General features: G+C 71.4%; 12 protein-coding genes. 2 read left to right on the forward strand and 10 right to left on the reverse strand.

Annotation, left to right across the window (positions count from 1 at the left end; genetic code table 11):
• Positions 1 to 84: 84 nt before the first annotated feature.
• Both OG729_RS28805 and OG729_RS28810 read right to left on the reverse strand, forming a co-directional pair.
• A complete protein-coding gene (locus tag OG729_RS28805; RefSeq protein WP_405808772.1) occupies positions 85 to 1,434 on the reverse strand; it encodes an NAD(P)/FAD-dependent oxidoreductase in 1,350 nt (449 codons plus the stop codon).
• Positions 1,435 to 1,677: 243 nt separating this feature from the next.
• Positions 1,678 to 2,577: a TIGR01777 family oxidoreductase gene (locus OG729_RS28810; RefSeq protein ID WP_405808774.1), complete on the reverse strand. Its 900-nt coding sequence runs from the start codon at positions 2,575 to 2,577 to the stop codon at positions 1,678 to 1,680.
• Between the two features lie 45 nt (positions 2,578 to 2,622).
• Here OG729_RS28810 and OG729_RS28815 point away from each other — a divergent pair, with 45 nt between their 5' ends.
• Positions 2,623 to 3,129, forward strand: a complete 507-nt coding sequence (locus OG729_RS28815) for a GNAT family N-acetyltransferase (protein ID WP_405808776.1) — start codon at positions 2,623 to 2,625, stop codon at positions 3,127 to 3,129.
• A gap of 98 nt (positions 3,130 to 3,227) precedes the next feature.
• On the opposite strand, the gene OG729_RS28820 is transcribed toward OG729_RS28815, so the two are convergent.
• The gene (locus OG729_RS28820; protein ID WP_360867370.1) at positions 3,228 to 3,749 is read right to left on the reverse strand and encodes a DUF4240 domain-containing protein; all 522 of its coding nucleotides are present in this window, start codon (positions 3,747 to 3,749) and stop codon (positions 3,228 to 3,230) included.
• A 122-nt stretch (positions 3,750 to 3,871) separates the two neighbouring features.
• On the opposite strand from OG729_RS28820, the gene OG729_RS28825 reads away from it, so the two are divergent.
• Entirely contained in the window at positions 3,872 to 4,801 is a 930-nt protein-coding gene (locus OG729_RS28825) for an SDR family oxidoreductase (protein ID WP_405808778.1), read from the forward strand.
• Between the two features lie 81 nt (positions 4,802 to 4,882).
• Here OG729_RS28825 and OG729_RS28830 read toward each other — a convergent pair whose 3' ends face one another.
• From OG729_RS28830 to OG729_RS28860, 7 genes are all read right to left on the reverse strand, one after another.
• On the reverse strand, positions 4,883 to 5,848 hold the full coding sequence (locus tag OG729_RS28830) for a helix-turn-helix transcriptional regulator (RefSeq protein WP_405808780.1): 966 nt from the start codon (positions 5,846 to 5,848) through the stop codon (positions 4,883 to 4,885).
• A 33-nt stretch (positions 5,849 to 5,881) separates the two neighbouring features.
• Complete coding sequence (locus tag OG729_RS28835; RefSeq protein ID WP_405808782.1) at positions 5,882 to 6,700, reverse strand: MerR family transcriptional regulator; 819 nt, start codon at positions 6,698 to 6,700, stop codon at positions 5,882 to 5,884.
• Between the two features lie 129 nt (positions 6,701 to 6,829).
• Positions 6,830 to 9,514: a pyruvate dehydrogenase (acetyl-transferring), homodimeric type gene (gene aceE, locus OG729_RS28840; protein ID WP_405808784.1), complete on the reverse strand. Its 2,685-nt coding sequence runs from the start codon at positions 9,512 to 9,514 to the stop codon at positions 6,830 to 6,832.
• Between the two features lie 345 nt (positions 9,515 to 9,859).
• Positions 9,860 to 10,483 (reverse strand): GntR family transcriptional regulator, encoded by a 624-nt coding sequence (locus tag OG729_RS28845; RefSeq protein WP_360866511.1) that lies wholly within the window; start codon positions 10,481 to 10,483, stop codon positions 9,860 to 9,862.
• Positions 10,484 to 10,690: 207 nt separating this feature from the next.
• On the reverse strand, positions 10,691 to 12,463 hold the full coding sequence (gene sucB, locus OG729_RS28850) for a 2-oxoglutarate dehydrogenase, E2 component, dihydrolipoamide succinyltransferase (RefSeq protein WP_405808785.1): 1,773 nt from the start codon (positions 12,461 to 12,463) through the stop codon (positions 10,691 to 10,693).
• Positions 12,464 to 12,555: 92 nt separating this feature from the next.
• The gene (gene lpdA / locus OG729_RS28855) at positions 12,556 to 13,944 is read right to left on the reverse strand and encodes a dihydrolipoyl dehydrogenase (protein WP_360866506.1); all 1,389 of its coding nucleotides are present in this window, start codon (positions 13,942 to 13,944) and stop codon (positions 12,556 to 12,558) included.
• A gap of 262 nt (positions 13,945 to 14,206) precedes the next feature.
• Positions 14,207 to 15,745: a leucyl aminopeptidase gene (locus OG729_RS28860; RefSeq protein ID WP_405808787.1), complete on the reverse strand. Its 1,539-nt coding sequence runs from the start codon at positions 15,743 to 15,745 to the stop codon at positions 14,207 to 14,209.
• Between the last annotated feature and the right edge of the window lie 54 nt (positions 15,746 to 15,799).

The raw sequence follows: 15,799 nt of genomic DNA on the forward strand, positions 1-15,799 counted from the left end.
CCTGTTCCCCTACCCGCCCCTTCCCGGAACTGGGGCTTCGCCCCAGACCCCGGACGCCCAGGGGCTGGGGCGGAGCCCCAGGAGTTACGCCGCCGCCGGCAGCGCGGCCGCCCCCGTGGACCCCGCCCGTACGCCGAAGTCGCGCAGGATCGCATTCGCCGCCCTGCGCCCCGAGAACAGCGCGCCCTGGACCGTGCTCGTGTCGCGGTGGTCCCCGCACACGTACAGGCCGGACAGCAGCCGCACCGGGCGGCGCAGGTCGTGCGGCGGGGGCATCGCGGGTACCGCCTCCGGGTCGTGGTGGACCGCGAGCAGCTCCCAGTCGTCGGTCGGCGTGCCGTACAGCCTCGCGAGGTGCGCGCGGACCGTCCGGTCCAGATACTGCGGGGGCGTCCCGAGCACCGTCGAGGAGATCAGCACCCGGCCCTGCGGCGCGCGCGAGGGGTCGACCTCGCTCATGACCGCCGTGTGCGCGACGGGCCCGCTGCGGTCCGCGTCCAGCACCAGGGCCGGATCGGCGAGCGGGGCCTCGGGCGCGGTGTGGTGCAGCACCGTGACGGGGTGGAAGGACGGTACGCGCAGGCCGGGCAGCAGCTCGGCGGCCGCGCGGGCGCCGGTGGCCAGTACGAGGGCCCGGCAGCGGAGTTCGCCGTACTCCTCGGTCGCCACGCGGCTGATGGAGGCGTCCTTGACACGAATCCCCGTGTGTACGGTGCCGGGCGGCAGCGCGGCCGCCAGCTGCCGGGGCAGAGCCGCGGCGCCGCCCTCCGGTACGCACATCCGGCCGCGGGCGAAGCCGCGCAGGGCCAGGTCCGCGCATCGGCTGGAGGTGGTCAGCGCCGGATCGCAGAGCAGTGAGGAGAGCAGCGGGCGCAGGAAGCCGTGGACCGTACGGGCCGGCAGGCCGCGGGCGCCGAGCGAGCCGCCCGTGGATCGCTCGGGGCGGGCCAGCAGGCGCTCCACCGGGGTGGCGGCGATACGGGCGAGGGATGCGCCGAGCCGGGCCTGGTCGAGCGGCCGGGGGGCGCTCGCGAGGGCGCGCGCTACGGTGAATGCTCCCCCTACGCCCCGGAGAGCGCCGGGGGACCCCCATCGCGCGCTCCCTGGTTCACCGGCCCGCCGGACCACTTCACCGGTCCGCTGGAGCCGACCCCCGCTGTGCACGAGCACACCGGGCGAGAATGCCCGCAGGACCATGTCCCCGAGCCCGCCCGTGCGGCGCAGCTCGGGATACGAGGTGTTGAGCAACTGGCCGATGCGGTCGAGCCGGAAGCCGTCGAGGTAGTCGGTGGCCATCCGCCCGCCCACCTCAGGGCCGGCCTCCAGAACACTGACCGAGACGCCTGCGCCGGTCAGTTGATGAGCTGCTGCGAGACCGGCGATTCCGGCCCCGACAATGATGACGTCCGCATCATGAGCGGTGCTGCTGAGCACGTGCCCCTCCCCGAGGTCGGCGCGGCTGGTGGGAGGCTCATGCCCCCGACAGGCCCGAGGAATACCCGAGTTCGGACCGAGACTAGGCAGGGGTGGCCGAACCGGGACTCGCGCATGCGGTGGGGCACCGGTGCGCGGGGGCGCACGTCTGCTTTCCCGGCTCTGCCCCGGGACCCTGAAGTGCCGGACGGGCCGCAAGTGCCGGACATCAAGTCCGTCCGGCACTTGCGGACAGCGGCACCGCTACCGCAGCGCCGCGCCGATCGCGTCGTCGATGCGCGGGAACGCGAACGAGAATCCGGACTCCAGCAGCCTCGTCGGCAGCGCCCGCTGGCCGCCCAGGACATCCTCCGCCAGCTCGCCGAGTGCGATCCGCAGCGCGGGCGCAGGAACCGCGAACACCGCGGGACGGTGCAGCGCACGGCCCATCGCCTCCGTGACCTCGCGGTTCGTTGCCGGGTGCGGGGCCGTCAGATTCACCGGCCCCGACAGCGACTCGGTGTCCAGGATGTGGCGCAGGGCGGCCACCTCGTCATGCAGCGAGATGAAGCTCCAGTACTGCCGGCCGCTGCCGAGCCGACCGCCGAGGCCCGCCTTGAAGATCGGGAACATCCGGCCCCATGCCCCGCCCTTGCGTGCCACCACGAGTCCGGTGCGGGGGAAGGCCGTTCGGATGCCAGCCTCCTCGGCCGGAGCCGCCGCCTCCTCCCAGTCGACGACCAACTTTGGCAGAAACCCGTCGCCGGGCGGCGCGCTCTCGTCCACCGCGCGGTCCCCGGTGTCGCCGTAGTAGCCGACCGCGCTCCCGCTGATCAGCACGCGGGGCGGCGTGTCCAGGGAGGCGACGGCCTCCGCGATCGCGGCTGTGCCCAGCACCCGGCTGTCCCGGACCTCCTTGCGGTACGCGTCGTTCCAGCGACGCGCGCCGATCCCCGCCCCGGCGAGATGCACCACGGCCTCGCAGCCCACCAGGCCGCCCACGTCGACGTACTGCCGCTGCGGGTCCCACTCCACCTCGTCCCCGGTCTGTGCGGGGCGGCGCACCAGGCGCACCACCTCGTGCCCGTCCGAGCGCAACGAGCGCACGAGCGCCGAGCCGATGAGTCCCGTGGAACCGGTGACGGCAATACGAGTTGGCTGCATGGCCCCCATCCTGCCCCGGCGCCTGCCCATGGCACAGTGGCGACCATGTCCGAGTCGCACATACGCCCCGCACTCCGTACCGACGAGGCAGCCCTCGGCGAGCTCGACCGGGACACCTGGTCGCCGCTGCACTCCGTACAGCCGCGGCCGACGCCTCCGTACGACCCCTTCTTCGACTCGAACCACCGGCCCGAGCACTTCCTGGTCGCCGAGGACGCCGACGGCACGGTCGTCGGATACGTCCGGCTGATCCCGCCAACACCGCTCGCCTGCAACCAGCATGTGCGCCAGATCCAGGGCCTCGCGGTGGCCGGCCGGGCGCGCGGGCGGGGCACCGGCCGGGCGCTGCTGCGGGCGGCGTGCGACGAGGCGCGGCGGCAGGGCGCGGTACGGATGACGCTGCGGGTGCTCGGGCACAACAAGCCGGCGCGTGCGCTGTACGAGTCGGAGGGCTTCGCGGTCGAGGGCGTGCTGCCGGGGGAGTTCTACCTGGACGGACAGTACGTGGACGACGTCATGATGGGCCGCGGTCTGGGCAGTCTCACCGGCTGAACGGACTCGGACCGGACCCCTGGATCACACCGGACTGCTCGGATCGCACCGGACTGCTCGGATCACCGGACTGTTTGGCTCACGCCGGAGGGCATGGCTCACATCGCCCCGAAACGCTCCCAGAGTTTGGGGAAGCGCTGCGCCAGCGCCGCGTCGTCGTCGAAGTCGAACGGCGTGCCGATCGGCTCGGCCGGCTGCGGCGGGATCCCCAGGTCGGGCGCGACGACCCCGGTGAGCTGCTCGTACGCCTCGTCCGCCGCGTACCCCAGCTCCTCACCGTCCCCGTCGATGTCCTCGTCGAACTCCTCCAGCAGCTCGGCGAGCGAATCCGGCTCGTGCACCCCGCCCTCGAAGATCTCCCGGCCCTGCCCGATCAGCCAGCAGCGGAAGTAGTCGAACGCGTCGTCGCTGGCGCCACCGAGCAGCACGGCTGCCGCGCCCCACAGATCCCAGGTGTACGCGCGGTTGTAGCGCGCCTCGAAGTGCCGGGCGAAGTCCAGCACGGAGTCGGGGTCGAGCTGCAGCAGCCGTTCGACCAGCAGGTCGGCATGGTCCTCGGGGTCACCCTCGGCCGCCTCGCGGGTGCTGTCGACGATCTCCCAGAACTCCGTCTCGTCCATCACGGGACAAGCATCGTGGTTGGCGAGGGGCGGCGCACGCGGAGCCGCCGAAATGCTGACTCTTTCGACAGTCTGACGAATGGCGGACAGGAGATGTCGGGTATCCGTGCGACGGTCGGCGCATGACGACGCAGACACCGACGCACACGCCTCTGACCGGGAAAGTCGCGCTGGTCGCGGGGGCCACTCGGGGCGCGGGCCGCGCCATCGCCGTGGCGCTCGGGGCCGCCGGCGCGACCGTATATGTGACCGGACGCACTACCCGCGAGCGGATCAGCGAGGTCGGCCGGGCGACGGAAACCATCGAGGAGACGGCCGAGCTGGTCACGGCGGCGGGCGGCGAGGCCGTCGCTGTACCGACGGACCATCTGGAGCCGGACCGGGTGCGGGCGCTGGTCGAGCGGATCGACCGGGACCACGGCCGGCTCGACATCCTGGTCAACGACATCTGGGGCGGCAACCATCTGCTCGACTTCAACACCAAGATGTGGGACATCGAGCTGGACCGCGGGCTGCGGATGATCGACCTCGGCGCGCGGAGCCACATCATCACCAGCAGCATTGCGCTTCCCCTGCTGGTGCGCAGGCCGGGCGGCCTGGTCGTCGAGGTCACGGACGGCACGGCCGAGTCCAACAAGGACTTCCGCGAGAACTTCTACTACGACCTGGCCAAGAACGCCCCGATCCGGATGGCCTTCATCCTGGGTGAGGAACTGAAGAGTGCGGGCGGCACGGCGGTGGCGGTCACGCCCGGGTTCATCCGCTCCGAGGAGATGCTCGACATCTTCGGCCTCACCGAGGAGACCTGGCGCGACGGGATCGACAAGCAGCGGCACTGGGCGCTCTCGGAGTCGCCGGTCTATGTCGGCCGGGGGGTGGCGGCGCTCGCCGCGGACCCGGAGCGGGCGCGCTGGAACGGACGGTCGCTGCACAGCGGACAGCTGGCGAAGGTGTACGGCTTCACGGACACGGACGGGAGCCGGCCGGACGTCTGGGGCTTCATGGCCGAGGAGGCTGCGGGCGCGGATCCGTCCCTGGAGGACTACCGGTAGGGCCGCCCTGCCGGTGGCCCCGACTGCCGGTGGCCCCCACTGCCGGGAGGCTACCGGGAGCGTCGACTGCCCCGGCGTCGGCTACCGGTAGAGCTCGGCCGCCCGCTGCGCCGACTCGGCGAACAGCGCACGCAGCTCCGGCGGCTCGAGCACCTCGACATGCGGACCCAGCGCGAACAGCTGCCCGTACGCCACCTCATGGGACTCCACCGGCAGCGTGAGCGTCACCCGGCCCTGCCCGTCCGGCCCTTCCGCGGCCGCCAGCGCCTCGCGGGCGGCCACGCGGTCCGTGACGTACGGCAGTCGCCGCGCGCCCTCCTCGGTGAGCCGGACCACCACCTCGGCGCGCAGGATGGAGCGCGCGAACTGGGCCGCGCGCTCCGCCCAGAAGCCGGGGAGATCGAAGTCCTCGTCCCGTACGAAGAGTTGCCCGTTCCCGTCCACCGCCGTGAACCGGTCGATGCGGTACACCCGGAAGCTCCCGTCCGCGCGGGCGCACAGGTACCAGACACCCGCCTTGAGCACGAGCCCGTACGGCTCCAACTCCCGCTCCACCTCTGCGTCCCGACGCCGGTAGCGGGTCCTGATGCGACGGTCGTCCCACACCGCCTCGGCGACCGCGGGCAGCAACTGCGGTGTCTCGGGCTCCTGGTACCAGCCAGGGGCGTCGAGATGGAAGCGCTGCGCCACGCTCTGCGGGGCGTCCTTGAGCGAGGGAACCAGCGCCGCGGACACCTTCAGGCGGGCCGCGGACGCCGCGTCGTGAAGGCCCATCTCCCGCAGCGCGCCCGGGAGTCCGGACAGGAACAGCGCCTCGGCCTCACTGCGGCCGAGGCCGGTCAGCCGGGTGCGGTAGCCGCCGACCAGCCGGTAGCCGCCGGCCCGGCCCCGGTCGGCGAAGACCGGGACGCCGGCCTCCGACAGCGCGAGGGCGTCCCGGGTGATGGTCCGCTCCGACACCTCGAGCTCACGTGCCAGCTCGGCCCCGGTCATCGAGGGCCTTGCCTGGAGGAGCAGAACCATCTTGATCAGCCGGGCAGCGCGCATGACCCCATGATGGCGGAGATCAGATGGCGGAGATCAGGCGAGCGGCTCCTGGAGCTCGGTCACCCACTTCTCGAGGTCCGCCGGGCACTCCAGCGTGACCTCCCTGGCGTACCCGGCCGAGCGGTGGTCGCCCGCGTCGATCCAGCGGGCCAGGGCCTGGGCGGTCGGCACGACGGCGGCCATCGGGCCGCGATGCACGATCGTCGCGGCCCGTTCGACGGCGGGCAGGTCGACGATCTCGAAGTCCTGGCCGGGCCGCGGTGCGGCCGCGACCGTGACTCCCGCGTGCACCAGGATCGCGCCCTCGCCCTCGGGCGCGTCCTCGTAGTACGCGATGCCGGGGCCCGTCGGGGTGACGCCCGCCGCCTCCAGACGCCGGAACAGCTCGTCGTACAGCGGGCTGATGACCGGGCCGATGTGCTCGGGCTCGTAACCCGCCGCGGTGGCGGTCAGTTCGGCCACCCGTACCGCGGGGATGCTCTTGATGATGACGTCTTCGGTGGGCATGTGACCCTCGCTCTCGATCGACCGGAGCCTCGCCTCGACCTGGGACAGCCGCGCGGCCGCCTCGGCCATCGCCGTCTCCAGCTCGGCCCGCCGCAGCGAAAGCATCCCGCGCAGCTCCTGGGTGCTCACCTTTCCCTCCAGGATCTCCTGCACCTGTTGCAGCGTGAAGCCGAGATCCTTGAGGGCGATGATGCGGTTGAGCTGGGCGAGCTGGGCCGCCGCGTAATAGCGGTAGCCGCTGAAGGGATCGGTGCGGTCCGGACGCAGCAGCCCGATCGCGTCGTAGTGACGCAGCATGCGGGCCGACACCCGGCCGTGCCTGGCGAAGTCTCCGATGGTGAACATGACGCCTCCTACTGCACGGCTTCACACGGTGTCAGGGTCAAGGATTCACCCACGACGAACCCCCGGCGCCGTCGGGCCGCCGGGGGTTCGCCATTCGTACAACCTCGTACAACCTCGTACAAGAGATCCTTACAGGCCGTAGCGCTCGCGCGCCTCCTTCACGGCCGAGGCCGGGACCTCGCCGCGCCGGGCCAGCTGTGCCAGCGCCGCGACCGTGATCGACTGGGCGTCCACGCCGAAGTGGCGACGGGCCGCCTCGCGGGTGTCGGAGAGACCGAAGCCGTCCGTGCCGAGCGAGGAGTAGTCCTGCTCGACCCACTGGCTGATCTGGTCGGGCACCTGGCGCATCCAGTCGGACACGGCCAGGACCGGGCCGGGTGCGCCTTCCAGCGCCTGGGTGACATAGGGAGTGCGCTGCTCGCCGCGGAGCAGGGCCTCGTCGCACTCCAGCGCGTCGCGGCGCAGCTCGCCCCAGGAGGTCGCGGACCAGACGTCGGCCGCAACCCCCCAGTCCGCGCCGAGCAGTTCCTGCGCCTCAAGGGCCCAGTGGATCGCGGTGCCGGAGGCCAGCAGCTGGAGCCGCGGCGAGTCGGCGGCTCCGGCGACGCCCTCCTTGAAGCGGTACAGACCGCGCAGGATGCCCTCCTCGACGCCCTCCGGCATCGCGGGCTGCGGCTTCGGCTCGTTGTAGACGGTCAGGTAGTAGAAGACGTTCTCGGCCTCGGGGCCGTACATCCTGCGCAGACCGTCCTTGACGATGACGGAGATCTCGTACGCGAACGCCGGGTCGTAGTTGAGCGACGCCGGGTTCGTGGACGCGATCAGGTGCGAGTGGCCGTCCGCGTGCTGCAGCCCCTCGCCGGTCAGGGTCGTACGACCGGCCGTCGCGCCGACGATGAAGCCTTTGCCGAGCTGGTCGGCGAGCTGCCACATCTGGTCGGCCGTGCGCTGCCAGCCGAACATCGAGTAGAAGATGTAGAAGGGGATCATCGGCTCGCCGTGCGTCGCGTACGACGTCGAGGCGGCGATGAAGTCGGCCATGGCCCCGGCCTCGGTGATCCCCTCGTTGAGGATCTGGCCGTCCTTGGCCTCCTTGTAGTACATCAGCTGGTCGCGGTCGACCGGCTCGTACGTCTGGCCCAGCGGCGAGTAGATGCCCGCCGACGGGAACAGCGACTCCATGCCGAAGGTGCGCGCCTCGTCCGGGACGATCGGAACCCAGCGCCGGCCGGTCTCCTTGTCCCGCATGAGGTCCTTCACCAGACGTACGAACGCCATGGTGGTGGCCATCTCCTGCTTGCCGGAGCCCTTTTCGAGCGCCTTGAAGCCACGCTCCTCCGGCGTCGGCAGTGCCACCGCGTGCACCCGGCGGGCCGGGGCGGGGCCGCCGAGCGCCGCGCGGCGCTCGGTGAGGTAGCGGACCTCGGGGGAGTCCGCGCCGGGGTGGCCGTAGGGCACCTGGCCGTCGGCGAAGGCGCTGTCCGCGATCGGGAGCCCGAGCAGGTCACGCATGCCCTTGAACTCGTCGATCGTCAGCTTCTTCATCTGGTGGTTGGCGTTCTTGGACTCGAAGCCCTTGCCGAGCGTGTAGCCCTTCACCGTCTGCGCGAGGATCACCGTCGGCGCGCCCTTGTGCTCGACGGCCGCCCGGTACGCCGCGTACACCTTGCGGGCCTCGTGGCCGCCGCGGGAGGTGTAGAAGCACTCGGCGATCTTCGCGTCGCTCAGCAGCTTCGACAGCTCGACGAGCGCGGGCTCGGCGCCGAAGAAGTGCTCGCGGATGTACGCCACGTCCCTGGTCGCGTACGTCTGGAACTGCGCGTCCGGGACCTCACGCAGGCGGCGGACCAGCGCGCCGGTGACGTCCAGCTGGAACAGCTCGTCCCAGGCGGATCCCCAGAGCGATTTGACGACATTCCAGCCGGCGCCGCGGAACTGGGCCTCCAGCTCCTGCACGATCTTGAAGTTGGCGCGGACCGGGCCGTCGAGGCGCTGCAGATTGCAGTTGATGACGAAGGTCAGGTTGTCGAGCCGCTCACGCGACGCGAGCGCGAGGGCGGCGGTCGACTCGGGCTCGTCCATCTCGCCGTCGCCGAGGAACGCCCAGACGTGCGAGTTCGCGGTGTCCTTGATGCCACGGTTGTGCAGGTAGCGGTTGAAGCGCGCCTGGTAGATCGCGGAGAGCGGGCCGAGGCCCATGGAGACGGTGGGGAACTCCCACAGCCAGGGCAGCCGGCGCGGATGCGGGTAGGACGGGAGTCCGTTGCCGCCGGCCTCCTGGCGGAAGTTGTCGAGCTGCTGCTCGCTCAAGCGGCCGTCGAGGAAGGCGCGGGCGTAGATGCCGGGCGAGGCGTGGCCCTGGATGTAGAGCTGGTCTCCGCTGCCGTCGCCCTCCTTGCCGCGGAAGAAGTGGTTGAAGCCGGTCTCGTAGAGCCAGGCGGCGGAGGCGAAGGTGGCGATATGGCCGCCGACGCCGTGCTTGGAGCCACGGGTGACCATCGCGGCCGCGTTCCAGCGGTTCCACGCGGTGATACGGGCCTCCAGCGCCGCATCACCCGGAAAATCACCGTAGGCGGGCTCGGCGGTGGTGGGGATGGTGTTGACGTAGTCCGTCTCCAGCAGCCGGGGCACGGGAACGCCGGCCGTCTCGGCGTGCTGGAGGGTGCGGCGCATGAGGTACGCGGCGCGGTGCGGGCCGGCGTGCTGGGTGACGGCGTCGAGGGACGCCGCCCACTCGGCGGTTTCCTCGGCGTCGCGGTCCGGGAGCTGGTCGAGCTCGCTCGGAAGCTTGCGTACGCGTACGGGGTCGGGCATGGTCGCCGCCTTCCGGACTGGAGGGGGGTGGAGATAGGGGGTGCCTTGTCTGGCAGGACAGGGCTGGGGGTCGGTGGACCCGGTGTCGACTGTAAGTCCCTGATCGATGATCGATCAAAGCTTGGCGGGAAATTGGCATCCAGTGCCGCGAAATGGGGCACAGGGTGCCGCGCAAAATGGGTACGTTTCGGACGACCCGTCGCCGGTCCCCGCGGTCCGCCCGGTCACCCGGTGTGTCCGTGCTCAATCGCCGGACGGGCTTGATTGTTCGGCCCGTCCGGCGATTTGAGGTGGCGGTGCGGGGTCGTCCTGTTGCGGTTCGCCAGGTTCGGGGCGGAGCCCCGGTCAGGCGCGCGGCGCGCAGCCCAGGACGTGGGCCTTGACCAGCGCGCCGATCTCCGGGTCGCGGCGGCGGAACGCCTCGACCAGCGCCTCGTGCTCCTCCGCGTACGACTTCTGCACCGTCCCCAGCCAGCGGATCGAAAGCGCCGTGAACACCTCGATCCCAAGTCCCTCCCAGGTGTGCAGCAGCACCCCGTTCCTGGCCGCGCGCACCAGCTCACGGTGGAAGGCGACCGTGTGCCGGACCTGCGCGGCCGAGTCCCCGGCCGCGTCCGCCGCGTACAGCGCCGCCACATGCGGCTCCAGCGCGGAGCAGTCCTCGGCCAGCCGCCCGGCCGCCAGCTCCGCCGCGATCTGCTCCAGGCCGGCCCGTACGGGGTAGCTCTCCTCCAGATCCGCCGCGGTCAGATTCCGTACCCGTACGCCTTTGTTGGGCGCGGACTCGATCAGCCGCAGGCTCTCCAGCTCCCGCAGCGCCTCGCGCACGGGCGTCTGGGAGACCTGCAGTTCGGTCGCGATCCGCCGCTCGACGATCCGCTCGCCGGGCTTCCAGCGGCCGCTGACGATCCCCTCCACGATGTGCTCGCGGATCTGTTCGCGCAGCGAGTGGACGATGGGCGGGGTCATGGGGGCTCCCGGGGAGGACAGCGCGGACACAGGGGCCATTATTGCCGCCGCTCGTCGACCCTGAGGTCGCGTGGTGGCTCGGCGCACTACTGGGCCTGCTTGGGGCGGGTGTTGGGCCGCCGCCGAAAGCGCCGGAGAAGGGCTCGCGTATGCGCGTGGCCCCCGCCCGGAAGACCGGACGGGGGCCACACGCAGTGCTGGTAAGCCTTACAGGCCGAGCTCGACCTCGAACTCGCCCGCCTCCAGGATCGCCTTGACGGCCGTCAGGTAGCGGGCCGCGTCGGCGCCGTCCACCAGACGGTGGTCGTAGGAGAGCGCGACGTACGTCATGTCGCGGATTCCGATGACCGTGCCCTCGGGGGTCTCGATGACCGCCGGGCGCTTGACGGTGGCGCCGATGCCCAGGATGGCGACCTGGTTCGGCGGCACGATGATCGTGTCGAACAGCGCACCGCGCGAACCGGTGTTGCTGATGGTGAAGGTCGCACCCGCCAGGTCGTCCGGGGTGATCTTGCTGGCGCGCACGGCGCCCGCGAGCTCCGCGGTCTTCTTGGAGATACCGGCCAGGTTGAGGTCACCCGCACCCTTGATGACCGGGGTCATCAAGCCCTTCTCGGAGTCCACGGCGATGCCGATGTTCTCCGTGTCGAAGTAGGTGATGGTGCCCTCGTCCTCGTTGATCCGGGCGTTGATGACCGGGTGGGCCTTCAGCGCCTGGGCAGCGGCCTTGACGAAGAACGGCATCGGGGACAGCTTGACGCCCTCACGGGCGGCGAAGGCGTCCTTGGCCCGGGCGCGCAGCTTCATCACCTTGGTGATGTCGACCTCGACGACCGAGGTCAGCTGGGCCTGGGTGTGCAGCGCCTTCATCATGTTGTCGCCGATGACCTTGCGCATGCGGGTCATCTTGACGGTCTGACCGCGCAGCGGGGACACCTCGAGAGCCGGGGCCTTCGCAGCGGCCGGAGCAGCGGCGGCGGCCGGTGCCTGGGCGGCGGCCTTCGCGGCCTCGGCGGCGGCGATGACGTCCTGCTTGCGGATACGGCCACCGACGCCGGTGCCCTTGACCTTGGACAGGTCCACGCCGTTCTCGGCGGCGAGCTTACGGACCAGGGGGGTCACGTATGCGTCGCTCGCCTCACCCGCGGCGGGGGCGGCCGGAGCAGCCGGAGCCGGGGTCACGGGGGCCGGAGCGGCAGCCGGAGCGGGGGCGGGAGCCGCCTGAGCCGGGGCCGGGGCCGGGGCGGCGGGCGCGGCCGGGGCCACAGGGGCAGCCGGAGCCGGAGCCGGAGCGGCGGCCTGGGCAGGAGCCGGGGCGGCGGGCGCGGGAGCCGCGGCCGGAGCGGCACCCGCGGCGCCGATCACGGCCAGCTTGGCGCCGACCTCCGCGGTCTCGTCCTCGCCGACCGTGATCTCGAGCAGCACGCCGGAGGCGGGCGCCGGGATCTCGGTGTCGACCTTGTCCGTGGAGACCTCGAGCAGCGGCTCGTCGGCCTCGACGCTCTCGCCGACCTGCTTGAGCCAGCGGGTGACGGTGCCCTCGGTGACGCTCTCGCCGAGCGCCGGGAGGACGACGTCCGTGCCGGTGGCGCCACCCGCGGGGGCAGCGGCGGGAGCGGGCTCGGCGGCCGGGGCCGGAGCCGGGGGGGCCTCGGCGACCGGAGCCGGAGCGGGCGCGGCGGGAACCTCGGCCACCACGGTCTCGGCCTCGGCCGGAGCCGGGGCCGCGGCCGGGGCGCCGCTGCCGTCGTCGATGATCGCCAGCTCGGCGCCGACCTCGACGGTCTCGTCCTCAGCGACCTTGATGGAGGCGAGGACGCCCGAGGCGGGGGCCGGGATCTCGGTGTCGACCTTGTCGGTCGAGACCTCGAGCAACGGCTCGTCGGCCTCGACACGCTCGCCCTCGGCCTTCAGCCAGCGGGTGACGGTGCCCTCGGTGACGCTCTCGCCGAGCGCCGGAAGGGTTACGGAAACCGACATGGTTTCTGTTGCTCCTAACGGATGGGGTCTCCCCAGCTCGCGCGGAGCGCCGAGCGAGGGGACGTGCGGAAGTGTCGTCGCGCCCGAGGGGCTCAGTCGTGGGAGTGCAGGGGCTTGCCCGCGAGAGCCAGGTGGGCCTCGCCGAGCGCCTCGCTCTGCGTCGGGTGCGCGTGGATGAGCTGCGCGACCTCGGCCGGCAGAGCCTCCCAGTTGTAGATCAGCTGGGCTTCGCCGACCTGCTCGCCCATACGGTCACCGACCATGTGGACGCCGACCACGGCACCGTCCTTGACCTGGACGAGCTTGATCTCGCCCGCGGTCTTGAGGATCTTGCTCTTGCCATTGCCCGCGAGGTTGTACTTCAGGGCGACGACCTTGTCCGCGCCGTAGACCTCCTTGGCCTTGGCCTCGGTGATGCCCACGGAGGCGACCTCGGGGTGGCAGTACGTCACCCGGGGCACACCGTCGTAGTCGATCGGAACGGTCTTCAGACCGGCCAGCCGCTCTGCCACCAGGATGCCCTCGGCGAAGCCGACGTGCGCGAGCTGGAGAGTGGGGACGAGGTCGCCGACCGCGGAGATCGTGGGGACGTTCGTCTGCATGTACTCGTCGACCAGGACAAAGCCGCGGTCCATCGCGACGCCCTGCTCCTCGTAGCCGAGTCCGGCGGAGACCGGGCCACGGCCGACGGCCACCAGCAGCACCTCGGCCTCGAAGGTCTTGCCGTCCGCGAGGGTGACGCGCACGCCGTCCGCGGTGTACTCGGCCTTCTCGAAGAAGGTGCCCAGGTTGAACTTGATGCCGCGCTTGCGGAACGCGCGCTCAAGAAGCTTCGAGCTGTTCTCGTCCTCGACCGGGACCAGGTGCTTCAGGCCCTCGATGACGGTGACGTCGGAACCGAAGGACTTCCACGCGGAGGCGAACTCGACGCCGATGACGCCGCCGCCCAGCACGATCGCGGACTGCGGAACGCGGTCCAGGACCAGCGCGTGGTCGGAGGAGATGATGCGGTTGCCGTCGATCTCCAGGCCCGGCAGCGACTTCGGTACGGAGCCGGTGGCGAGGAGGACGTGGCGGCCCTGGACGCGCTGGCCGTTGACGTCGACGGAGGTGGGGGAGGACAGCCGGCCCTCACCCTCGATGTACGTCACCTTGCGGGAGGCGATCAGACCCTGCAGGCCCTTGTACAGCCCGGTGATCACCTCGTCCTTGTACTTGTGGACGGCCGGGACGTCGATGCCCTCGAAGGTGGCCTTGACGCCGAACTGCTCACTCTCACGGGCCTGGTCGGCGATCTCGCCGGCGTGCAGCAGGGCCTTGGTGGGGATGCAGCCACGGTGCAGGCAGGTGCCGCCGACCTTGTCCTTCTCGATCAGGGCGACGTCCAGGCCCAGCTGCGCTCCGCGCAGTGCCGCGGCGTAACCGCCGCTACCACCGCCGAGGATCACTAGGTCGAAAACGGTGCTGGCGTCGTTCGCCACGTCACGTCCTCCATGCATGTGCGCCGGTCGCCGGCCTTCGATGACCGGGCGGCGGCTGGTGTTCGGCCGCTGTTTCTTCGGCCCTGTGGTGGGGGCCCTGTCCTGCCGAGAACCCATCTTCGCACTTGTTGACGGAAGGCGGGACGCGGGGCCGGGGCTTGAGATGGTGACCTTGAGCTCTTCCGGGGGTTACTCCCACGTACGGGCGCCTGCGGCGGGCCTTCCTCGGGTAGGAGAGGAGGCCCGCCGAAGGCGCACGTACCTAACCCAGGTCGCCGTCAGCCGTGCGTTCGGCGAGCTTCACCAGCGTGCGGATCGCCGAGCCGGTGCCGCCCTTCGGCGTGTAGCCGAACGGCGCGCCCTCGTGGAAGGCCGGGCCTGCGATGTCCAGGTGCGCCCAGGTGATGCCGTCGCCCACGAACTCCTTCAGGAACAGACCGGCCACCAGGCCGCCGCCCATCCGCTCACCCATGTTCGCGATGTCGGCGGTCGGGGAGTCCATGCCCTTGCGCAGCTCGCTCGGCAGCGGCATCGGCCAGGACTGCTCGCCGACCTCCTCCGCGATCTCGTGGATCGAGGTACGGAAGGCGTCGTCGTTCGACATGATGCCGAAGGTGCGGTTGCCCAGCGCCATCACCATCGCGCCGGTCAGCGTCGCGACGTCGACGATCGCGTCCGGGTTCTCCTCGGACGCCTTGGTGAGCGCGTCACCCAGCACCAGACGGCCCTCGGCGTCGGTGTTGAGCACCTCGACCGTCTTGCCGCTGTACATGCGCAGCACGTCGCCGGGGCGGGTGGCGGAGCCGGACGGCATGTTCTCGGCGAGCGCGAGCCAGCCGGTGACATTGACCGCGATGCCCAGGCGGGCGGCCGCGACGACGGCGGCGAACACCGCGGCGGCGCCGCTCATGTCGCACTTCATCGTCTCGTTGTGGCCGGCCGGCTTGAGCGAGATGCCGCCCGAGTCGTAGGTGATGCCCTTGCCGACCAGTGCGAGCGTCTTGGCCGCCTTGGAGTGGGTGTAGGTGAGCTTCACCAGGCGCGGCGGGTTCTGCGAGCCCTGGCCGACACCGAGGATGCCGCCGAAGCCGCCCTTGAGGAGCGCCTTCTCGTCCAGGACCTGCACCTTGATGCCGTTCTCCTTGCCGGCGGCGGTGGCCACGGCGGCGAAGGCCTCGGGGGTGAGGTCGTTCGGCGGGGTGTTGATCAGGTCGCGGGCGCGGTTGATCTCCTCGGTCAGCGCGATCGCGCGCTCGGCCGCGGCCTTGTACGCCTTGTCGCGCGGCTTCGCGCCGAGCAGGGCGACCTCGGCGAGCGGCAGCTTGGCGCCGTTGCCGTCCTTGGTGTTCTTCGCGTCCTTCTCGACGCCGCGGTAGGCGTTGAAGGCGTACGCGCCGAGCAGCGCGCCCTCGGCGATGGCCTCCGCGTCCTCCGAGGCCTCGATGGGCAGCGCGAAGGCGGCCTTCTTCGTGCCGGTCAGCGTGCGGGCCGCGGAGCCGGCGGCACGGCGCAGCGACTCGGCCGGGTACGCCTCGTCCTTCTCCGGGACCGGACCGAGGCCGACCGCGATGACGACCGGGACCTTGAGACCGGAGGGGGCGGGGAGCTTGGTCACCTCGCCCTCGGCACCGGTGGCGCCGAGGGTGTCCAGCACAGAGGCGAGCTTTCCGTCGAACGCCTTGTCCACGGCCTCGGCGCCCGGCGCGACGACCGGGCCCTTGGCGCCCTTCGCGACGCCGACGACGAGGGCGTCGGCGCGGAGCGTCGCTGCGCCGGCGGTGCTGAGAGTGAGAGCAGTCACGGTGGTGAAATCTCGCTTCCGTTGAGTTCCAGGCCGTAGAGGGGGGTGGTGGGG

This window comes from Streptomyces sp. NBC_00210, from assembly GCF_045160975.1.
Taxonomy (GTDB): Bacteria; Actinomycetota; Actinomycetes; order Streptomycetales; family Streptomycetaceae; genus Streptomyces.